This window comes from Rhodococcus erythropolis R138, assembly GCF_000696675.2.
Lineage (GTDB): Bacteria > Actinomycetota > Actinomycetes > Mycobacteriales > Mycobacteriaceae > Rhodococcus_F > Rhodococcus_F erythropolis.
Genome location: NZ_CP007255.1, coordinates 4,020,716 through 4,041,272, shown reverse-complemented (window position 1 = coordinate 4,041,272; position 20,557 = coordinate 4,020,716). Strand labels below are relative to the sequence as shown.

The 20,557-nt window shown below is 63.1% G+C and carries 23 protein-coding genes; 17 read left to right on the top strand and 6 right to left on the bottom strand.

Annotated elements, in window-relative coordinates; translation table 11 throughout:
- Positions 1-64 precede the first annotated feature (64 nt).
- The 7 genes from thrS to pdxS all read left to right on the top strand — a co-directional run bounded on the left by thrS (position 65) and on the right by pdxS (position 7,572).
- Positions 65-2,122, top strand: coding sequence for a threonine--tRNA ligase (gene thrS / locus H351_RS18435; RefSeq protein ID WP_007732914.1), 2,058 nt, complete (start codon positions 65-67; stop codon positions 2,120-2,122).
- Positions 2,119-2,673 (top strand): ATP adenylyltransferase, encoded by a 555-nt coding sequence (locus H351_RS18430; RefSeq protein WP_019748284.1) that lies wholly within the window; start codon positions 2,119-2,121, stop codon positions 2,671-2,673. The genes thrS and H351_RS18430 overlap by 4 nt, the downstream gene beginning before the upstream one ends.
- An 81-nt stretch (positions 2,674-2,754) precedes the next feature.
- The gene (gene pgsA, locus H351_RS18425; protein ID WP_037120344.1) at positions 2,755-3,450 is read left to right on the top strand and encodes a phosphatidylinositol phosphate synthase; all 696 of its coding nucleotides are present in this window, start codon (positions 2,755-2,757) and stop codon (positions 3,448-3,450) included.
- Positions 3,447-4,349: a phosphatidylinositol mannoside acyltransferase gene (locus tag H351_RS18420; protein ID WP_021344147.1), complete on the top strand. Its 903-nt coding sequence runs from the start codon at positions 3,447-3,449 to the stop codon at positions 4,347-4,349. The genes pgsA and H351_RS18420 overlap by 4 nt, the downstream gene beginning before the upstream one ends.
- A complete protein-coding gene (locus H351_RS18415) occupies positions 4,346-5,473 on the top strand; it encodes a glycosyltransferase family 4 protein (protein ID WP_003943332.1) in 1,128 nt (375 codons plus the stop codon). Before H351_RS18420 ends, H351_RS18415 begins: the two co-directional genes overlap by 4 nt.
- Complete coding sequence (locus H351_RS18410) at positions 5,470-6,492, top strand: NUDIX hydrolase (protein ID WP_003943320.1); 1,023 nt, start codon at positions 5,470-5,472, stop codon at positions 6,490-6,492. Before H351_RS18415 ends, H351_RS18410 begins: the two co-directional genes overlap by 4 nt.
- A gap of 171 nt (positions 6,493-6,663) precedes the next feature.
- Positions 6,664-7,572, top strand: coding sequence for a pyridoxal 5'-phosphate synthase lyase subunit PdxS (pdxS, locus tag H351_RS18405; protein WP_020969520.1), 909 nt, complete (start codon positions 6,664-6,666; stop codon positions 7,570-7,572).
- A 98-nt stretch (positions 7,573-7,670) separates the two neighbouring features.
- Here the strand turns inward: pdxS and H351_RS18400 are convergent, their stop codons facing one another.
- Positions 7,671-8,147, bottom strand: a complete 477-nt coding sequence (locus H351_RS18400; RefSeq protein WP_020969521.1) for a RidA family protein — start codon at positions 8,145-8,147, stop codon at positions 7,671-7,673.
- A 196-nt stretch (positions 8,148-8,343) separates the two neighbouring features.
- Here H351_RS18400 and H351_RS18395 point away from each other — a divergent pair, with 196 nt between their 5' ends.
- Positions 8,344-9,852, top strand: coding sequence for an HNH endonuclease signature motif containing protein (locus tag H351_RS18395; RefSeq protein WP_029255282.1), 1,509 nt, complete (start codon positions 8,344-8,346; stop codon positions 9,850-9,852).
- A 114-nt stretch (positions 9,853-9,966) separates the two neighbouring features.
- Positions 9,967-10,788, top strand: a complete 822-nt coding sequence (locus H351_RS18390; RefSeq protein ID WP_019748291.1) for an acyl-CoA thioesterase — start codon at positions 9,967-9,969, stop codon at positions 10,786-10,788.
- Between the two features lie 50 nt (positions 10,789-10,838).
- Here the strand turns inward: H351_RS18390 and H351_RS18385 are convergent, their stop codons facing one another.
- Positions 10,839-11,504: a nucleoside/nucleotide kinase family protein gene (locus tag H351_RS18385; protein WP_244891372.1), complete on the bottom strand. Its 666-nt coding sequence runs from the start codon at positions 11,502-11,504 to the stop codon at positions 10,839-10,841.
- 35 nt (positions 11,505-11,539) lie between these two features.
- Here H351_RS18385 and tesB point away from each other — a divergent pair, with 35 nt between their 5' ends.
- Entirely contained in the window at positions 11,540-12,391 is an 852-nt protein-coding gene (gene tesB, locus H351_RS18380; protein WP_020969525.1) for an acyl-CoA thioesterase II, read from the top strand.
- Positions 12,391-12,996, top strand: coding sequence for a pyridoxal 5'-phosphate synthase glutaminase subunit PdxT (pdxT, locus tag H351_RS18375; RefSeq protein ID WP_003943308.1), 606 nt, complete (start codon positions 12,391-12,393; stop codon positions 12,994-12,996). The genes tesB and pdxT overlap by 1 nt, the downstream gene beginning before the upstream one ends.
- Before the next feature lie 25 nt (positions 12,997-13,021).
- Here the strand turns inward: pdxT and H351_RS18370 are convergent, their stop codons facing one another.
- Together H351_RS18370 and H351_RS18365 are read right to left on the bottom strand one after the other, a co-directional pair.
- Positions 13,022-13,699 (bottom strand): response regulator, encoded by a 678-nt coding sequence (locus tag H351_RS18370; protein WP_046378508.1) that lies wholly within the window; start codon positions 13,697-13,699, stop codon positions 13,022-13,024.
- Positions 13,654-14,868, bottom strand: coding sequence for a sensor histidine kinase (locus tag H351_RS18365; RefSeq protein WP_244891371.1), 1,215 nt, complete (start codon positions 14,866-14,868; stop codon positions 13,654-13,656). The genes H351_RS18370 and H351_RS18365 overlap by 46 nt, the downstream gene beginning before the upstream one ends.
- 111 nt (positions 14,869-14,979) lie before the next feature.
- On the opposite strand from H351_RS18365, the gene H351_RS18360 reads away from it, so the two are divergent.
- Both H351_RS18360 and H351_RS18355 read left to right on the top strand, forming a co-directional pair.
- The gene (locus tag H351_RS18360) at positions 14,980-15,180 is read left to right on the top strand and encodes a hypothetical protein (RefSeq protein WP_003943331.1); all 201 of its coding nucleotides are present in this window, start codon (positions 14,980-14,982) and stop codon (positions 15,178-15,180) included.
- 1 nt (position 15,181) lies between these two features.
- Entirely contained in the window at positions 15,182-15,883 is a 702-nt protein-coding gene (locus H351_RS18355) for a GAP family protein (RefSeq protein WP_029255285.1), read from the top strand.
- Positions 15,884-15,913: 30 nt separating this feature from the next.
- On the opposite strand, the gene H351_RS18350 is transcribed toward H351_RS18355, so the two are convergent.
- Together H351_RS18350 and H351_RS18345 are read right to left on the bottom strand one after the other, a co-directional pair.
- A complete protein-coding gene (locus H351_RS18350) occupies positions 15,914-16,834 on the bottom strand; it encodes a hypothetical protein (protein ID WP_029255286.1) in 921 nt (306 codons plus the stop codon).
- Positions 16,831-17,187, bottom strand: a complete 357-nt coding sequence (locus H351_RS18345; protein WP_003943322.1) for a GntR family transcriptional regulator — start codon at positions 17,185-17,187, stop codon at positions 16,831-16,833. The genes H351_RS18350 and H351_RS18345 overlap by 4 nt, the downstream gene beginning before the upstream one ends.
- A 145-nt stretch (positions 17,188-17,332) precedes the next feature.
- On the opposite strand from H351_RS18345, the gene H351_RS18340 reads away from it, so the two are divergent.
- The 4 genes from H351_RS18340 to ruvB all read left to right on the top strand — a co-directional run bounded on the left by H351_RS18340 (position 17,333) and on the right by ruvB (position 20,470).
- On the top strand, positions 17,333-18,085 hold the full coding sequence (locus H351_RS18340; protein WP_007732951.1) for a YebC/PmpR family DNA-binding transcriptional regulator: 753 nt from the start codon (positions 17,333-17,335) through the stop codon (positions 18,083-18,085).
- Positions 18,086-18,210: 125 nt separating this feature from the next.
- Positions 18,211-18,780: a crossover junction endodeoxyribonuclease RuvC gene (ruvC, locus tag H351_RS18335; RefSeq protein ID WP_020907638.1), complete on the top strand. Its 570-nt coding sequence runs from the start codon at positions 18,211-18,213 to the stop codon at positions 18,778-18,780.
- The gene (gene ruvA, locus H351_RS18330) at positions 18,777-19,376 is read left to right on the top strand and encodes a Holliday junction branch migration protein RuvA (protein WP_029255287.1); all 600 of its coding nucleotides are present in this window, start codon (positions 18,777-18,779) and stop codon (positions 19,374-19,376) included. Before ruvC ends, ruvA begins: the two co-directional genes overlap by 4 nt.
- Entirely contained in the window at positions 19,373-20,470 is a 1,098-nt protein-coding gene (gene ruvB / locus H351_RS18325) for a Holliday junction branch migration DNA helicase RuvB (RefSeq protein ID WP_019748300.1), read from the top strand. Before ruvA ends, ruvB begins: the two co-directional genes overlap by 4 nt.
- Positions 20,471-20,557 lie beyond the last annotated feature (87 nt).

Below are 20,557 nucleotides of genomic sequence, written 5' to 3'. Positions count from 1 at the left end.
CGCGTGCTCGCAGTGGGTACGACGCCTGTCTAACTTGTCGCAATACCTTTAGGAGCACATCGCCGTGACCAGTCCCGCGCCAGAGCACTCAGCCGCCCCACTTCGGGTGCCCGCGGGGACGACCGCCGGGACTGCAGTGCGCGAAGCCGGATACCCCACGAAGGGGCCCGACGTGATCGTCGTTGTCCGCGATGGCGAGGGAACGCTCAAGGATCTGTCGTGGACACCTGAGGTCGATGTCGACGTCGAGCCGGTGGCAGCATCCACCGAGGACGGCCGCAGCGTCATCCGGCACTCCGCGGCCCACGTCCTCGCGCAGGCGGTTCAGAAAGAATTCCCCGACGCGAAGCTCGGCATCGGTCCGCCGATCAAGGACGGCTTCTACTACGACTTCGCAGTGGATCGTCCGTTCACTCCGGAGGATCTGGCCAAGCTCGAAAAGCGTATGAAGCAGATCATCAAGGGATCGCAGCGTTTCTCGCGTCGAGTGGTCGATTCGATCGAGGACGCTCGGGTCGAGTTGGCCGACGAGCCCTTCAAGCTCGAACTGATCGACGACAAGTCCGGTATCGACGATCCCGAGATCATGGAGGTGGGTGGCAACGAGCTGACCATCTACGACAATCTCGATCCTCGCACCGGCGACAAGATCTGGTCCGATCTGTGCCGCGGCCCGCATATTCCGACCACCAAGCACATCCCGGCCTTCAAGTTGACCCGAAGCTCCGCCGCCTACTGGCGTGGCAACCAGGACAACGCCGATCTGCAGCGTGTCTACGGCACCGCGTGGGAGTCCACCGAGGCTCAGGACGAGTACCTGGAACTGCTTGCCGAGGCCGAGCGTCGTGATCACCGCAAGCTCGGTACGGAACTGGACCTCTTCAGCTTCCCCGACGAGCTCGGTTCGGGTCTGCCGGTGTTCCACCCCAAGGGCGGCATCATCCGCACCGAGATGGAGAACTACTCGCGCAGCCGCCACATCGAGGCGGGCTACGAGTTCGTCAACACTCCGCACATCACCAAGGGGCATCTGTACGAGGTTTCCGGTCACCTCGACTGGTACCGCGACGGCATGTTCCCGGCGATGCACGTCGACGAGGAACTGAACGAGGACGGCACCGTGCGCAAGCCGGGCCAGGACTACTACCTCAAGCCGATGAACTGCCCGATGCACAACCTGATCTTCCGTGCTCGCGGACGTTCGTACCGTGAATTGCCGTTGCGGCTCTTCGAATTCGGCTCGGTCTACCGCTACGAGAAATCCGGCGTCATCCACGGCCTGACCCGTGTGCGCGGCATGACCCAGGACGACGCTCACATCTACTGCACCCGTGAGCAGATGCGCGACGAGCTGACCACCACCCTGCAGTTCGTTCTGAACCTGCTCAAGGACTACGGCCTCGACGACTTCTACCTCGAACTGTCCACCAAGAACCCGGACAAGTTTGTCGGTAGCGACGACGTCTGGGAAGAGGCGACCGCAACGCTCGCCGAGGTCGGTGAAGCTTCCGGCCTGACGCTGGTGCCGGATCCGGGCGGAGCCGCCTTCTACGGTCCCAAGATTTCCGTTCAGGTCAAGGACGCCCTCGGCCGCACCTGGCAGATGTCGACCATCCAGCTCGACTTCAACCTGCCCGAGCGGTTCGAGCTCGAATACACCGGCAACGACGGCGTCAAGACTCGTCCGGTCATGATCCACCGCGCGCTGTTCGGCTCGATCGAGCGGTTCTTCGGTGTCCTGACCGAGCACTACGCGGGCGCGTTCCCGGCGTGGCTGGCGCCGGTGCAGGTCGTCGGAATCCCGGTGGCCGAGGCCTTCGCCGATCACCTGTTCGACGTCACGAAGAAGCTCAAGGCAGCCGGTGTTCGCGCCGAGGTCGATTTCAGTGATGACCGGATGCAGAAGAAGATCCGTAACCACACCACGCAAAAGGTCCCGTTCATGCTCCTCGCGGGCGAGCGTGACGTGGAAGCCGGCGCGGTCAGCTTCCGTTTCCGTGACGGCACCCAGATCAACGGAATTCCCGTCGACGACGCCGTCCGGATCATCACCGAGTGGATCGGCCGCCGCGAGAATGCCTCGCCGACAGCCGAACTGGTGCAGCCAAGCGTGGCGCAGTGAGCGCCCCCGGTGACGATGGTCCGGGTTCGCTGATCGACCACGGCGTCGGCGATCCTGATCATTTGCAGCGTATTTGGTCGCCACATCGGATGTCGTACATCACCGAGGCGCCCAACACCCCGGGTACGACGGGTGAACCGTTCATCGACATTCCGAAAATGTCGGACGAGGAAGGGTTGATCGTCGCCCGCGGTGAACACGTCTACGCGGTCTTGAACCTGTACCCGTACAACCCGGGTCACCTGATGGTGGTGCCGTACCGCAAGGTCGCGGCCCTCGAAGACCTCACGCCGGAGGAGAGCGCCGAGTTGATGGCGTTCACCCAGCGTGCGTTGCGGGTGATCAAGAGCGTGTCGAATCCGCACGGATTCAACGTCGGTCTGAATCTCGGTGCTGCCGCGGGCGGTTCGCTGTCCGAGCACCTTCACCAACACGTAGTGCCACGTTGGGGCGGCGACGCCAACTTCATCACCGTGCTCGGTGGGGTCAAGGTGATGCCGCAATTGCTGCGGGAGACCAGGGGACTACTCGCCGGTGCCTGGCAACAATAGGTTGATGCATCCGGCTTCATGGCAGGATGCATTGCTGCAACGAGTTCCGAACCGGAACTCACGACGGGGAGGGTTCCTGCGGTGTTGAGCTTCTTCGGGCGCGCATCGGTGTCCAAGGTGACGGCACCTATGGGGAAGGCGCTGGTCAAGACCGGTCTGACGCCGGACTCGGTGACGGTGATCGGCACGGTGGCAAGCGTCGCCGGTGCGGTGACGCTGTTTCCGTCCGGACATCTGTTCTGGGGAACCTTGTTCATCTGGTTCTTCGTCATGTTCGACATGCTCGACGGCGCAATGGCTCGTGCTCGCGGCGGCGGAACGCGGTACGGGGCGGTACTGGACGCGACCTGCGACCGCGTGGCCGACGGCGCGATTTTTGCCGGCCTGGCCTGGTGGGCGGTCTACCACGAGAACAGCAAGTGGCTGCTCGTCGCGACGCTCATCTGCCTCGTCACCTCGCAGGTCATCTCGTACGCGAAGGCGCGCGCGGAGGCGAGCGGGCTGACTGCGGACGGAGGGTGGATCGAGCGCCCGGACCGACTGATCATCGTGTTGGTCGGATCTGGCCTGACAGGTATGGGTCTACCGTGGGCGATTCACATCGCGATGTGGGTACTTGCCGCCGGAAGTATCGTGACGGTCTTCCAACGAGTGCTCGCGGTGCGCAATTCGCCTGGCGCCCGGGAACTTCTGCCGATCGCCCCGGCGGCATCGACGGTCGAAGGCGCGCCGAACACCGAGGGCGATCCCAAGCCTGAAGGTGAGGCCGAGCAGTGAGTTTTTCCGAGCGCGCAACCGATCTGGGATATGCCGCGGGTTGGCGGCTGGTGAGAAGCCTGCCGGAATCGGTGGCGGTCAAGCTGTTCGACGCCGGAGCGGATTTCGCGGTACGCAAGGGCGGACCCGAACAACTCAGGAAGAACCTCGCGAGAGTTCTGGGCACGACGCCGGCGGAAGTTCCGGATCAGTTGATCAAGGATTCGATGCGCTCGTACGCCCGGTATTGGCGTGAGGCGTTCCGTCTTCCGTCGATGGATCTGGTCGCGACAGGTAAAGCGCTGCATGCGCTGGTCGAGGGCCAGGATCATCTGGAAAAGGCAATGGCGGCAGGTAATGGCGCGGTATTGGCGCTGCCCCACAGCGGTAATTGGGACATGGCCGGCGTGTGGTGTGTTCAGCAGTGGGGTGGGTTGACCTCCGTTGCCGAGCGGCTCAAGCCCGAATCCCTGTACGAACGGTTTGTCGAATACCGCGAGAGTCTCGGTTTCGAGATCTTTCCGCTCAGCGGCGGGGAGCATCCACCGTTCGTCGAACTGTCCAAGCATCTGCGCGAGAACAAGATCGTGTGCCTGCTGGGGGAGCGCGATCTGGCGAAGAAGGGTGTGCCCGTCACCTTCTTCGGAGAACCCACTCGCATGCCCGCCGGCCCGGCGAAGCTCGCGATCGATACCGGCGCGCCGCTACTTCCGGTCCACTGCTGGTTCACTCCCGACGGTTGGGGTTTCAAGATCGACCCACCGATCGACGTATCCGGCGGAGTCGGCCCGGCCACGCAGGCACTTGCCGACCGTTTCGCGGTCAACATCGCAGCGCACCCCGCTGACTGGCACATGCTTCAGCCGCTGTGGCGCTCCGACCTCTCCGAATCGCGGCTCGCCCGCATGGAGGGTGAATGAAGATCGGCATGATCTGCCCGTACTCCTTCGACGTCCCCGGTGGCGTGCAGGCGCACGTGGTGGATCTGGCCGAGGTGCTGATCGAACGTGGTCACAAAGTGAGTGTGCTTGCGCCGTCGTCCGATGACGACGAGTTGCCGGATTTTGTGGTTTCCGCAGGTAAAGCCGTCGCGATTCCCTACAACGGTTCTGTTGCGCGGTTGTCCTTCGGCCCGACGGCGAACAACCGCCTCCGCAAGTTCATCGCGGAAGGTGACTTCGACGTTCTACATATCCACGAACCCAATGCGCCGAGTCTGTCCATGCTCGCGTTGCGTATCGCGGAAGGCCCGATCGTCGCCACCTTCCACACGTCGACCACGAAGTCCTTGGTGCTGAGCACTTTTCAGGGTGTCTTGGCTCCGTATCTCGAGAAGATCAGCGGCCGGATCGCAGTCTCGGAGTTGGCGCGTCGTTGGCAGGTCGAGTCCCTCGGATCCGACGCCGTCGAGATCCCCAACGGCGTCGATGTCGCAGCGTTTGCCGAGGCCGATCTGTTGCCCGGCTACCCGCGCGAAGGTGGAACCATTCTGTTCCTCGGTCGCTACGACGAACCGCGCAAGGGGATGGCCGTACTACTCGGTGCGTTGCCGGAGTTGGTCGAGCGTCACCCGGATCTCGAAGTGATCGTGGTCGGACGCGGCGACGAGGAGAAACTCCGCAAAGAGGCGGGCAAGTACTTCAAGCATCTCCGCCTGCTCGGGCAGGTCAGCGATGAGGAGAAAGCGTCGGCGCTTCGCAGTGCGGACGTCTACTGCGCGCCCAATCTCGGCGGTGAGAGCTTCGGGATCGTGCTGGTCGAGGCCATGGCGGCTGGCACTGCCGTCGTGGCCAGTGAGTTGGACGCTTTTCGCCGTGTTCTTCGCGACGGTCAGGCCGGCTTGCTGGTCCCCATCGGGAACTCCGATGCCTTGGCCGAGGCAATCGATTCCGTTCTCGGTGACCCGGATCGACGACGCGCGCTGGTCAACACCGCGACAAGTGTTGTTGCCGAATACGACTGGCCGGTGGTGGCCGAACAGATCCTGCGTGTCTACGAGACCGTCACGGTTGGCGGCACCGGCGTACGCGTGGTGGGTTCATGACCTTCTCCGCTCTGACGATCTTCATTCTCGGGCTCGTCGCTGCCGTCGTCCTGGTCGTCGGACTGTGGGCGTACGGGACGGCGAACCGACTCGATCGACTGCATGTGCGTTCGGATCAGTCGTGGTTGGCGCTCGATGCGGCTCTGTCCCGTCGTGCCGCGGTTGTCCGCGCGGCGGCTGTGGACATGAGCGCCGACGACGCCCGCAGATTCGTCACCTTGGCGGACGCCGCCGAACGGGCGGATCGTCAGGATCGCGAGCTTGCCGAGAACCGGCTGTCCAATGCTCTCGCTGCCTACGGCACGACGTCGCTGCGACCTCAACTGGTGGCCGAGTTGGCCGATGCCGAGGCGCGCGTGCTGATCGCCCGGCGGTTCCACAACGACGCGGTGCGAGACACTCTCGCGTTGCGTACCCGACGACTTGTTCGCTGGCTACATCTCGGCGGAACGGCGCCACTGCCTCAGTACTTCGAGATCTCTGAGCGCACGACAGCGGCGGCGGTGCCCGAGGGAATCACCGTGGATACGTCACGGACCTCTGCCCGCGTGGTGATGCTGGACGAGGACGATCGGGTGCTGCTGTTGCGCGGGCACGATCCCAAGATCCCGAACACTTACTTCTGGTTCACCGTCGGCGGCGGGCTCGAACGCGGCGAACATCTGCGAGCGGCCGCGGTTCGTGAGATCGAGGAGGAGACCGGATTCGTCGTGGCGCCGGAGAATCTGCGAGGTCCGCTTTGGCGTCGGGTGGCGATCTTCCCGTTCGACGGTGAGCTGATCCGTTCGGAAGAGCTGTTCTTCGCTACGCGCACTCACGGCTTCGAGCCGGTCTTCCAAGGCCACACGGAATTGGAGCAGCGTGCGATTACGGGTCATCGCTGGTGCAGCGCCGACGAGATCCGCCGACTGGCCAAGTCCGGTGAGCCCGTCTACCCGTTGGATCTGGCAAACCTCCTGGTGGAGGCCGCGACGATTGCGGACGGTTCCGAGGATCCGGAAGTGCGTTCCATCCGCTGATCGTTCGGTCGTTCAGTGCTCGCGGGCAGTTTAAGGCCAGCAATGGCAAATTGGATACGGAATCGAAGGCCGGTTCGTCCTAGAGTTTTGGCCAGAGGCCTCCGAGCGAATGAACTCGTGTGTTCGCCGTGCCTTGTTTCTTTCGTCACGCCACTACTGCAGGAGTTTGCTGTGAGCACCCCCGACTCTGCCCCCGCCACCGCCATCGGCACCGCCCGCGTCAAGCGCGGCATGGCTGAAATGCTCAAGGGCGGTGTGATCATGGACGTGGTCACCGCTGAGCAGGCCAAGATCGCCGAAGACGCCGGCGCCGTCGCCGTCATGGCACTCGAGCGGGTCCCCGCAGACATTCGCGCACAGGGCGGCGTCTCGCGCATGAGTGACCCGGACATGATCGACAGCATCATCTCCACCGTCAGCATCCCCGTCATGGCGAAGGCACGCATCGGTCACTTCGTCGAAGCGCAGATCCTGCAGAGCCTGGGCGTCGACTACATCGACGAGTCCGAGGTCCTGACCCCGGCCGACTACGCCAACCACATCGACAAGTGGAAGTTCACCGCTCCCTTCGTGTGTGGCGCCACCAACCTCGGTGAAGCGCTCCGTCGCATCAACGAAGGCGCGGCCATGATCCGCTCGAAGGGTGAAGCCGGCACCGGAGACGTCTCCAACGCCACCACACACATGCGCACCATCCGCGGCGAGATCCGCCGGTTGACCTCGCTGAGCGAGGACGAACTGTACGTAGCCGCCAAGGAACTCCAGGCCCCCTACGAACTGGTCGTCGAGGTCGCCAAGGCCGGCAAGCTGCCTGTCACCATGTTCACCGCCGGCGGCATCGCCACCCCGGCAGACGCTGCGATGATGATGCAGCTCGGCGCCGAGGGCGTCTTCGTCGGATCAGGTATCTTCAAGTCTGGCAACCCGAAGCAGCGCGCCGAGGCAATCGTCAAGGCCACCACGTTCTACGACGACCCGGACGTGCTCGCCAAGGTCTCGCGCGGACTCGGCGAGGCAATGGTCGGCATCAACGTCGACGACCTGCCCGTCGGACACCGCCTCGCAGAGCGCGGTTGGTGACAGCAGGTTCGACGACCGGGCTCAGTGCCTGAAAGTCTTCACACAAGAAGGGCGGCGGTTGCATTGGCAACCGCCGCCCTTCGGGGTGTGGCGGACCGTCAGATGCTGTCCGATACCTCGAACACGAACTCGACCTCGACGGCACTGTTTCGGGGGAGTTCGGCCACGCCGATCGCAGAGCGGGCGTGCTGTCCAGCGGTACCGAAGATCTCGGCCAGCAGGTCGGACGCACCGTTGATCACCTGGGGTTGCTGCGAGAATCCGGATCCCGAAGCAACAAATCCAACGACCTTGACGACCCGAACGATGCGGTCGAGACCGACCAAGGCATCAACGGCCGCGAGTCCGTTGAGAGTGCACAACCGCGCCGCCTGGGCGGCGTCTTCGACGGAGACGCCCTCGCCCAACTTGCCGATGCACGTCGTAGTGCCGTCGACGAGCGGCAATTGCCCCGACGTGTAGACGTATGACCCCGTCTGAACGGCGGGAAGGTATGAGCCTGCGGGGGTGGCAACAGGCGGGAGGGTCAGGTCGAGTGCGGCGAGTCGTGCGGTCCAGGTACTTGCGTCGTTCATCGGTTCCTCAATGGGTTCTTTTGTCCGGGAATGGTGTTCGAGTCTGTCATCGGGAGTCTCGGCAAGTCCAAGTCGTATTTGCGCCCACCCCATCACTTTTGGTGATATTCGCCATGGATTTTCGGTCAATCGGGATTGTTCGGACTGATTCCTGGAAATCATGGATATCGAACGTATATTCGAATAATGTTGAGGAATGTTCGATGACGGAGTAGGAAGTTCGGGTACCGCAGCGCTGCTGTCCGGTGCTGAATCCGACTGCGCCCTCATCGATCTCATTGCCAACCTGCATGCGCGCGAATCGATGCTCGTGGAACGGAAACTCGCCGCCATTGCTGAGTTTTTCGAGCGTCGCAGCGCTGACCACACCGATAATGGTGCTTGGTCGTCTACCGCTCACGAACTGGCTGAGGCCGAGCTCGGCGCGGCATTGACCATGGGCCGTGCCGCAGCGGGAAAGTTGATCGGTCTCGGCTTTTCTCTCAAGACTCGCCTCCATCGCACGCGTGCCGCCATGGCGCGCGGAGAACTGGATCTGTATCGAGTCGGATTGATCGACTCCGCTACGGCCAACGTCGCTGACGATTTGATCGACGAGGTGGAACGGCAACTCCTCGAAAAGATCTCGGCGCCACCGATGCCTGGCGGTACTGGCTTGACCGGTCGCCGATTGACAGCGGCTATCGACCGGATCGTCGCCGTGGTGGATCCCGAGGGGATACGCGAACGTCGACGCCGCGCCCTGGCTGATCGGTTCGTGGGTGTGAGCGCTGCCGAGGACGGAATGGCGCGGATATTGGGGAGTATTCCGGCGGAGGAAGCACGGGCTTTCGACCGTCGGTTGCGGGAGTTGGCAATGTCGGTGTGTCGGCACGATTCCCGTAAGTACGAGCAACGACGAGCTGACGCATTGGGAGCGTTGGTATCCGGGTCGACGATTCTGCCGTGCGATTGCGGCCTGGACGATTGCCCACAAGATCGAAGCGGGATTGTCGTGGTGCGTCGGCCGTTGGTTCACGTGGTCATGCTGGAATCAACGCTTCAGGGCGGTGACGCACCAGGTGCAGACGAACCCGCTCACCTCGACGGTTATGGAGTGATCAGTGCAGAGCATGCGCGTGACATCGCCGCGGCTGCGCTGATTCGGAAGGTGAAGGTACCAGCCGATGCCGCGCTCGAGTCTTCCGGTGAGGGCGAGCCAGTACCTCCACCCGTTGTTCCTTCGGCGTCGGTCTACCGCCCCGGCACTGTCCTCGACACCTGGGTGCGGGTGATCGCAGGAAGCTGCCAGTGGTTGCACTGCGATGTCGCTGCATGGAATTCAGATCTTGATCACACTGAGCCCTTTGATCATCGCAATCCCGCTCGTGGTGGAAAGACCGTGGCGTCGAATCTGAGTGCGTATTGTCGAAACCATCACCGCCTCAAGCATTCCGGTCAGTGGTTGCACACCTCGAACCCGGACCGGAGTGTCATGCTGACCTCCCCGACCGGACATTGCTACCGAACCAGGCCGTCAGGTCTGCTGGCGGGAATGCTCGAGCCTGTACTGCCCGAGGGTGGTCGGCGTCGGCGCACACGTCTGGAGAACAAGGCCTCTCGTGTGTGGGGTGAGCGCCGGCGTCAGCGGATACGGATGCACCGGCGGATGAAGAAGGCCCCGAGGAGGACCTTCGACGGCGGAGACGATCCACCGCCGTTCTGAGTCGATGCGCCCCGTCGCTCAGGGTTTTCGGATGCCCACTTTGGTGGCCGGGGGTGCGTCAGGCATTGTGTGAAGGTCGGTAGACGTCGGTACACGGGAAGATGTGGAGCATCGATGGCGAGGATCGAAGAAATTCTGGAGTTGGAACGCCTCGAGCGTGACATCTTTCGAGGAATCATCGCGGAGACCACCCTGACCCGCACTTTCGGCGGCCAGGTCGCCGGCCAGGCATTGGTGTCGGCGGTACGCACGGTCGATCCGGCCTATTCAGTTCATTCGTTGCACGGGTACTTCCTGCGTCCGGGCAATCCGATGGAGCCGACGGTCTTTCTGGTCGATCGTGTTCGGGACGGTCGATCGTTCGCGACCCGCTTGGTCACCGGAATTCAAGACGGGCAAGCCATTTTCACGATGTCGGCATCCTTCCACGTCCAAGACGAAGGCATCGAGCACCAGGACGAGATGCCGCCGGTCCCTGACCCCGAGACCTTGGCCATCGCCCAGGATTCGGAAGATCCCGAGACTGCGTGGTTGGCTCGCGAGTGGTCCGATTGGGACCTCCGGATGGTGCCGAAGGCCGACATCAACAAACGTCCAGGCGCTGCCGCACAGCAGCAAGTATGGTTCCGTTCCCGCGAGGCTCTCCCGGACGACCCGGTATTTCACGTGTGCACGCTTGCGTACATGAGCGACATGACGCTGCTCGGATCTTCCCGAGGCCCTCACATGGACGTCGCCATGCAAAGCGCCTCGCTCGATCACGCCATGTGGTTCCTGCGGCCGTTCCGGGCCGACGAGTGGCTGTTGTACGACCAGACGTCGCCGTCAGCGGGCTTCGGTCGCGCATTGACGCAGGGACGAATCTTCGACAGCCGAGGAAACATGGTTGCTGCAGTCGTCCAGGAAGGCCTGACCAGGCTGTATCGCCCGAAGTGAGGTCGGCCGAAGTGAGGTCGCCCGAAGTGAAATCAATCGCAGCGAGACCTTCACGGGCGAGACCGCACCGCAGGCCGGGCCGGATGGTCGTACCTGACCTCGAAATCGACCTCCTCGGACACCTCTGATCGGTGTTCGAGGAGTGCGTCGACGGTCCACAGATCCGCCTCCGGTGTGTGCCGCCGCATGGCAGGTTCGCTCATGTCCAGGCGGACGCTGACGTCGAACTCCAGCCCACGCCCGAGCAACATCGGACCGGCGATCACGATGACCGCGCGCTCATGGACGGGGACGCGGGTCGAGCGAGCCGATCGATCGGTGGGTTCGTCCCAGAGTTTCGGCAAGAACGCTCGTTTGGTGCGGGCGGCGGTGATCACTTCACGATCGAGTGCCGGATAGTCGAACCAGATGGTGCGGTAACTCAGCGCATCCTCGTGACCGAACTCGTATCGCAGCGAAGCCGGCCGCACGTAGTCGTGCAGTGACACAACAGCACTCGGCCTGCTGTGCGACTCGACGGCGGCCCGGACGAGTTCCGCGAGCCGAGACGGCTGCGCACAATCAGGTCCGTCGATCGCTACTACCGCCACCGACGGAAATGATCCGGTCAGCGTTGCGATCTGCTCGGCCAGGGCGAGGGGAGTGGACGGGATGAATGTGCTCACGCCCACCATGGTGCCGTGCCCGCTCGCCGAGGCGATATTGTAAACCGTCATCGCGCCCACTGCGGCGGTCTATTTCCGGAGGACTCATGGTTGGTATCGAGGAGATCCTCGCGCTCGAACACCTGGAGAAGGACATCTTCCGTGGTGCGGTCCATCCCACTGCACTTCAGCGGACGTTCGGCGGGCAGGTTGCCGGGCAGTCTCTGGTTTCTGCCGTGAGCACCGTCGACGAGAGCTACCACGTGCACTCGTTGCACGGATACTTCCTGCGCCCGGGCAACCCGAAGATTCCGACGGTCTACCTGGTGGACCGCATCCGCGACGGGCGCTCGTTCTGCACCCGCCGGGTGAACGCAGTCCAAGACGGCAAGACGATCTTCACGATGTCGGCCTCGTTCCACGTCGAGGACGAAGGTATCGAGCATCAGGATCGGATGCCTTACGTTCCGGCGCCGGAGGACTTGCAGGACGCGCAGACCGTTCCCAAGTTGGCGGAATCGCAGTTCTACCAAGAGTGGAAGAACTGGGACATCAGAATTGTGCCGGCCGAGCAGAGTGCGTCAGCGCCGGATCTCGCCGCACAACAGCGCGTGTGGATGCGCTACCGCGAGGCTCTGCCGGATCGTCCGCTGTTGCACATCTGCACGCTTGCGTACCTCAGTGACATGACCCTGCTCGGAACTTCGAAAGTCCCGCACCGGGGCGTGAAGACGCAGACTGCTTCGCTCGATCACGCGATGTGGTTCCTGCGTCCGTTCCGGGCCGACGAGTGGTTGCTCTACGACCAGACATCGCCGTCGGCAGGTTTCGGTCGCGCGCTCACTCAAGGGCGTATCTACGATCGCGATGGCAACATGGTGGCAGCGGTGGTTCAGGAGGGTTTGACGCGTCTGGAACGCGAACCCGACAGCCGTGAGAACAAGACAGGAACTGTGTGATGACGCGTCCGTTGATCGGTGTACTCGCCCTCCAGGGTGATGTTCGCGAGCACCTTGCTGCACTTGATGATTCGGGTGCGGATGCCGTGGGTGTCCGACGGCCGGAGGAGCTGGACAAGGTAGACGGAATCGTGATTCCGGGTGGCGAATCCACCACCATGAGCCGGCTTCTGCAGGTGTTCGAACTGTTGGATCCGCTGCGTGAGCGTCTTCGCGGCGGGCTGCCGGCCTACGGTTCGTGTGCCGGCATGATTCTTCTGGCGAGCGAGGTACTCGACACCCGGCCGGACGCCGAACATCTCGGCGCCATCGACATGACGGTGCGCCGCAACGCTTTCGGCAGACAGGTCGATTCTTTCGAGTCCGACCTGGAGTTCGAGGGCATCATCGGAGATCCCATCCGCGCCGTCTTCATCCGCGCGCCGTGGGTGGAGCGAGTTGGACCGGGCGTGGAGGTCCTTGCACAGGTTCCCGCCGCCGCGGGGGAGGCCGCGGGCCGGATCGTCGCGGTTCGGCAGGGCTCGGTGATCGCCACTTCTTTCCATCCCGAGGTCACCGGGGACCGTCGAGTGCACGAGATGTTCGTCGATCTGGTTCGCGGATAACTCGAGTAGTCAGCCTCGGCCGAACCTACAGCTCCAGTTCGCGGGCAAGGATCGCCGCCTGGACGCGTGAGGTGAGGTGCAACTTCGACAGAACTCGTGACACATGAGACTTCACCGTCGGAGCACCGACACCGAGTTCACGCGACAGTTCGGCATTGGACATACCCGTCCCAAGCAGCGCGAGCACCTCGCGTTCACGATCGGTGAGCTCGCTCAATCCCAGCGGTTCGGTGGGTTTGGGTGCACGCTGAACGAACTCGCCGATCAGTGCACGCGCCGCGCGAGGAGCGAGCACTGCATCTCCAGCCGCGACGTTGCGGATAGCGCTGGTCAGCTCGTCCGCGGTCGCAGTCTTGAGCAGAAATCCCGACGCGCCGGCGCGCAAGGCCGCGAAGACGTATTCGTCGAGGTCGAAGGTGGTCAACACCAGAACCCGGCTGCGGGTCGTCCCGATGATCTGACGCGTCGCCTCGATGCCGTCGGTGCCTGGCATCCGGACGTCCATGAGTACGACGTCGGGTTGATGCGTGCGGGTGACGGTGATCGCCGACGCTCCGTCACCGGCTTCTGCAACGACATCGATGTCGTCGTGCTGCCGCAGGATCATCGCCAGGCCGGAGCGGATCGCGGCGTGGTCGTCGACCAGGGCGACGGTGATCACCGATCCGTTCCGTTCGGTGCGGGGACCGGTAGCTGTGCGCATACCGTCCATTCTCCGTCGACCGGAAGTGCGTCGAGTGAACCGCCCAGCAGCTCGGCGCGGTGACGCATGTTTGCAAGTCCGCGCGTTCCTGCTCGCGGATGGGATGTGTCGGGACCGACGGGGTTTCGGATCTCGATCTGTAATGCATTGTGCTGGAGAGAGATCGACATCGAGATCGGCGCACCGGGCGCATGTTTGAGTGCGTTGGTCAAGGCTTCCTGGGTGATCCGATACGCCGTGTGATCGACCACGCTCGGCAAGGCGGCAGCATCGACGTCGATCGCAACGTGCACAGTGCCGCCGGCTGCCCGAACTGCGTCCAGGACGACGGGCAACTCGGTCAGCCGCGGGGGAGAGGAACGCGGGTCCGGGGTCTCGTCGTCCCCGGCGTGGAGCAGTTCGATCATCGACCGCATCTCGGAAAGGCCCGCGAGACTGCTCGATCTGATCGCCCCGATCATCTCCCGCAAGCCGTCGTCTGGTTCGCCCCGTTCACCGGAGAGAGCTGTGGTGGACAGTGCCGCCTCCGAATGGATTGCGATGGCGGAGAGGTGGCTTGCGATGACGTCGTGCAGATCGCGCGCCATGGTTGCTCGTTCGTGAGCGACTGCGGCCTCGCGGTCTAGAGCGGCGAGTGCTTCGTGGACTCTGGAACGCTCGCGTTCGGCCTCGGTCAGTTCGACTTGTCGACGGATGACCAGTGCCCACCACACCGGCGTACCGAAGAACAGTGCCGTCACCACGCCTGCCCCAGCCGCAGCGCGGACGTCCTGGGTGGACAGGTAGACGAGTGCGGTGAGCGCGGCAACCGTCACCGCGGTCAGAGAACACACCACTCGGCCCAGCCGCGCCGTCCCGTACAGAACTGCGGCGTAGGTGAGATCCGAGAGGACCAGCCACATCGGCAGAGTGGGTCCCAGGGCAGCGTCGACCGCGACGATGACGGCCCCCGCCGCCAAAGCTGTTGCCGGACGCACCCGCCGGAACGAGTCGATCGCACACAGCAGAGCCAGCATCCCGATCCGAACCCCGGCGGGAACGTCGCCGACACCTCCGACATCGGTCCACATTTGGTACAGGCCGACCAGGTAGAGGAGTACCCCGATCGCGAACAGGCCGAAGGCGATGAGCGGATCGTTCCACTTGCCGACACTCCGACTTCTGGTCACCACAGACTTATCAGAGCACATCGGGGCGCCTGACTTGTCATACCAAATGATGAGGTCGGCGTTGTTCCGATGGCTGATGTGCGGATTCGATAGAGAAGACAGGCTCGACGTATGAAAATTCGCTTCGAGTTGATGATCGGCATTCTCTTGGTCGTCGGTGGCGGCTGTCTGTGGCTGTTCGCGCGTGACGCCGAGTTCTTCTGGTTTCGCGGCGGACCACTCGGCGTGATCCTCGCGATCATCGGTGCCTTCGACATCGTGAATGCAGTCCGAACGAGGGAGACAGCGATACCCGAGCGCCGAAACGACTGACGTGAAACTCGTCCTGCTCACCACGCTGGGCGGGCTCGCCCTGCTGGACAGTACGAGCATCGGAACTTTGGTCGTCCCGGTCTGGATGTTGTTGATGCCGGGACGACCGCAGGTTCGCAGGCTGCTGACGTATCTGGTGGTCATCACGACGTTCTATTTTGTTGTCGGGGTGGCAGTCTGGACGACGGCACGGGCAGGTATGCCTGTCGTCGCCCCGCTGCTCGAAACCCCCGCCGCCCGCGGTGCGCAGTTGATACTCGGTATCGCGTTGTTCGCGTGGAGCTTTCGATTCGATTCCGAGAAGAGGCGCACATCCGGTCAAGCCGATCGAACCCATGTTTGGCGAGAGCGGGTGCTCGGCTCGGCCAGTTCCGCGAGAAGTGTTGTACTTCTGGCAATTGCTGCCGGGACCGCCGAATTGGTGACGATGCTGCCCTACTTGGCGGCGATCGCGATGATCACCGCTGCTGGGCTGTCCGCAGTCACGTCTGCGTCGATACTTGCCGGATACTGCCTGATCATGGCCACTCCGGCAGTGCTTCTGTTGTGCGGGCGGATCGTGGCCGGCGACCGACTGGACAAGCCGCTGAGCGGGGTGGACTCGTTCATCTCACGCCACGGCGACAGCGCGATGGGTTGGGTGTTCGGCATTGCCGGCTTCTACCTCGCCGGCAATGCCGCTGCCGTGTTGTTCGTGAATTGACGTTGTTCGTAAATTGACGTTGTTCGTGAATCAACCAGCCTGAACCAACGAATTGATCAGCTTCACACCGTCTTCCGGGTGATCGACGGTTACGGCGAACAGTCGTCCGTTCTCGAGAGTGACCACGATGGCCTCACCCGAGCGGAGAGTGACGGCTGTTCCGCGCGGTGTCATTCGGTAACCCCATCCACCCCATTCGGCCGGACGTATCGCGTCGACTGATGCGGACTTCACCTTCGAGATGGGGATCTTCTTCCATCGAACGCCCCAGGAACTGATGCCGACACCGTGACGGTCGACGCGCACGGTGACCGACGCGAATGCTGTGACGGCGAGGGTGGACACACCTAGGATCACGGCAACCCACCAATCCGAGTACGCGGCAGTCGCGATCACGAGAACTACGAGGCCGGCGGTAACGATCCACGGCCAGACGCTGCGGACCTGCCCGACCCACACTGCACGTTCGGAGGCCGTCAGCGGAGTGTCGAGCGTCGGGGTCGGCAGTGGCGACTCCGGGCCGCTTCGTTGCTGGTCAGGCAGCGCGTATGCCAGAACTCCTACGAGTACCGCCGCGATCGGCGCAAGAATCCACCAGCCGATACGCGCGTCTTCCGGCGACCCGGCGTCGATCGTCAAGGCGACGCTCAGAATCCAGATCGTCGCCAGTGTCGCACTCGAGATCGAGGTTACGGCGAGAAACAAGGGCGCGTTGTCGCTCGAACGGGCCGCGACGACACAGGCGCAAACGACAGCCACCAGTGAAATCACCAGCGTGATGGCGAAAAACGTCGTCGTGGTGCTGAACCCGTCCGGGGTCGATCCGGACCAATGGCTCGCGACGGTTTCGGGAAGGCGGTCACCCCACGCGAAGCGTGCGAGAACCAGAATCAGGGTCGGGATCAGAGTCAGCGAAGCTGCTGTCCAGAGTCGGATCTTGCTGGTCGTCATTGTGTGCTGGTCTCCTTGATGAGGTCGAGCATGTGCGCAGTATCGAGTCCGAGATTGCGGGCCTGCCGTACGAACTCGCGCGCAGATTCGTTGAGAGCTGTTCTTCCCGAGTCGAATTCGGCGCGAATGACGGCGCCACGTCCGCGTCGGAGGTCGATCAGGCCTTCGTCGCGGAGTGTTGCGTACGCACGAAGAACCGTGTGGAGATTGACGTCGATCGACTCGGCGAGAGCGCGAGCGGACGGCAGGCGGTCACCTGGACCGATCTCACCGCGGATGACCGAGCCACGAACCCCGGCTGCGATCTGCTCCGCGAGTGGAGTTGTGGAGGCGTGATCTATTCGGACCAACATGTTTGCATTCTATGCAAACAATGCGCGGTTTGACTAATTCGTGTCGGGGGATGCAGCGAGTTGTGACGTGGGACGGGTAACATCGGCAGAGCTGAAAGACGCGCATTCGGCGTGCGCAACGCAGCAGGAAAGGGGCTTGAATCGCATGAGCGGCCACTCAAAATGGGCCACCACCAAGCACAAGAAGGCTGTGATCGACGCACGTCGTGGCAAATCCTTCGCGAAGCTGATCAAGAACATCGAGGTGGCGGCACGAACCGGCGGTGGCGATCCCACGGGCAACCCCACCTTGTACGACGCCATCCAGAAGGCGAAGAAGACGTCTGTTCCCAATGACAACATCGAGCGTGCGCGCAAGCGCGGCGCCGGTGAAGAAGCGGGCGGCGCAGACTGGCAGACCATCATGTACGAGGGCTACGGACCCAACGGCGTCGCCGTTCTGATCGAGTGCCTCACCGACAACCGCAACCGCGCAGCCGGTGAAGTTCGCACCGCGATGACCCGTAACGGTGGCAACCTCGCTGACCCGGGTTCCGTCTCCTACCTGTTTGCTCGCAAGGGCGTCGTCACGCTCGAGAAGAACGGCCAGTCGGAGGACGACGTCCTGATGGCTGTGCTCGACGCCGGTGCCGAGGAGGTCACCGATCTCGGTGAAACCTTCGAAATCGTCAGTGAGCCACAGGATCTGGTTGCCGTCCGTTCGGCACTTCAGGAAGCCGGCATCGACTACGACTCCGCTGAAGCCGATTTCCGCGCTTCCGTCGAGGTTCCCTTGGATGTCGACGGCGCACGCAAGATCTTCAAGCTCGTCGACGCGCTCGAAGACTCTGACGACGTGCAGAACGTCTACACCAACATCGATCTGTCCGACGAGGTTCTCGCGGCTCTCGAAGACTGATTGCTTTTCAACTCAACCCGGCCCTGACGTCCGCGTCTCGGCCGGGTTGCGTGTTGATGCGGGGTAGTAGGCCCGCGCACCGCTAAGCTATCGAACAGCTGTTCGGTATGGAGAGGTGTGACAAAGTGCGCGTGCTCGGAGTGGACCCAGGCTTGACTCGCTGCGGGTTGGGTGTGGTCGACGGGAGCAACGGCAGGAAAGTGCGCCCCATTGCCGTCGACGTGGTGCGGACCCCGCCCGAGATGGACCTCGGGTCTCGGCTACTGCGGATCTCCGATGCGGCGGAACTGTGGATCGAGCAGTACAAGCCGGAGGTCGTCGCGATCGAGCGTGTGTTCGCGCAGCACAACGTCAGCACCGCGATGGGCACGGCGCAAGCAGGCGGAGTTGTCGCGCTCGCTGCCGCCAGACGCGGTATCCCGGTGTGTTTCCACACGCCCAGCGAGGTGAAGGCCGCCGTTACCGGCAGCGGTAACGCCGACAAGGCGCAGGTCACCGCGATGGTGACGCGAATCCTGAACTTGAAGACGGCGCCGAAACCGGCTGACGCCGCTGACGCTCTGGCGCTCGCGATCTGTCACTGCTGGCGAGCACCGATGATCGAGCGAATGGCCCGCGCCGAGGCGATGGCCGCTGAACAAATGCGTAAGTATCAGGCAAAATTGGCCGAGATGAAGAAGGCAGGTTCACGATGATCGCGTCGGTACGCGGCGAGGTACTCGATATTGCGCTCGACCACGCGGTCATCGAAGCGTCAGGTGTCGGCTATCGGGTCAACGCCACCCCGGTGACTCTCGGTGCACTGCATCGGGGAAGCGAAGCGCGACTGTTCACGACGATGATCGTTCGCGAAGACTCGATGACGCTCTACGGTTTTTCCGATACCGAGTCGAAGGACCTGTTCAGCCTCCTGCAGACGGTTTCCGGAGTCGGACCGCGCCTGGCGATGGCAACTCTTGCAGTTCTCGAACCGGATGCATTGCGGCGGGCGCTCTCGGAAGGCAACCTGACGGCGTTGACGAGGGTCCCCGGTATCGGAAAACGCGGCGCTGAGCGCATGGTCGTCGAACTGCGCGACAAGGTCGACGCCGTCGCGACGACGGCCGGCGCGGCTTCCGGTGTCGCCGTCGGCAGTTCGATCCGTGATCAGATCGTCGAGGCTCTCGAAGGTCTGGGCTTCCCGATCAAGCAGGCCGAGCAGGCCACGGATTCGGTCCTGGCGGAATCGCCCGAGGCCACTACGTCGGTAGCGCTGCGTTCTGCTCTGTCGCTGCTCGGTAAGACTCGATGAACTTCGACCCGATCGACGATTTCGACGACGAGTCGCAGGTCTCTGCCGAATTGGTGGCGGGAGACGGCGATGTCGAAGCGAGTTTGCGTCCCAAGAGTCTCGACGACTTCATCGGGCAACCCCGTGTTCGCGAACAACTGCAGCTCGTGCTCACCGGAGCAAAACTTCGCGGCAGCACACCTGATCACATCCTGATGTCCGGTCCCCCCGGACTCGGCAAGACGTCGATGGCGATGATCATCGCGGGGGAGTTGGGCTCTTCTCTGCGGTTGACGTCCGGACCGGCGCTCGAACGCGCCGGAGACCTGGCCGCGATGCTGAGCAACCTCGTCGAAGGTGACGTGCTGTTCATCGACGAGATTCACCGAATCGCTCGTCCGGCCGAGGAGATGTTGTACCTGGCGATGGAAGACTTCCGTGTCGACGTCGTCGTCGGTAAGGGGCCGGGTGCCACGTCGATTCCTCTGGAGGTTGCACCGTTCACGCTGGTCGGTGCGACTACACGGTCAGGTGCGTTGACCGGTCCGTTGCGCGACCGCTTCGGGTTCACCGCTCACATGGATTTCTACGAACCCGAAGAGCTGCAACAGATTCTGATGCGTTCGGCCGGAATTCTGGGTGTCAATCTCGAAGTTGACGCCGGCGCCGAAATCGCACGACGCTCGCGAGGGACGCCGCGTATCGCGAACCGATTGCTGCGCCGGGTTCGTGACTTCGCCGAGGTTCGCGCCGACGGAATCGTCACGATGGACGTCGCTCAGGCGGCCTTGGCTGTTTACGACGTGGACCAGTTGGGCTTGGACCGTCTCGACCGATCCGTACTGAGTGCGTTGGTGCGGTCGTTCGGCGGCGGGCCAGTCGGCGTGTCGACGCTTGCGGTGGCCGTCGGCGAGGAACCGTCGACGGTGGAAGAAGTGTGCGAGCCGTTCCTGGTTCGGGCCGGGATGATCGCCCGGACGCCGCGAGGACGCGTGGCTACCGCCGCTGCCTGGACTCAACTCGGAATGACACCGCCGCCGGATGCCGCAGCGGGCGGTATCGAGGTTCGTGTCAACGAACCGCAGGCCACGTTGTTCGATCCGAACGGAGAGTGAATTTCGACTGGAAAGGCCTACTTGAACGGCCGATCTGTCAGGAATCCTCAGCAACTAATGGCACACTGGTGTATTGCGTAGGTCCAT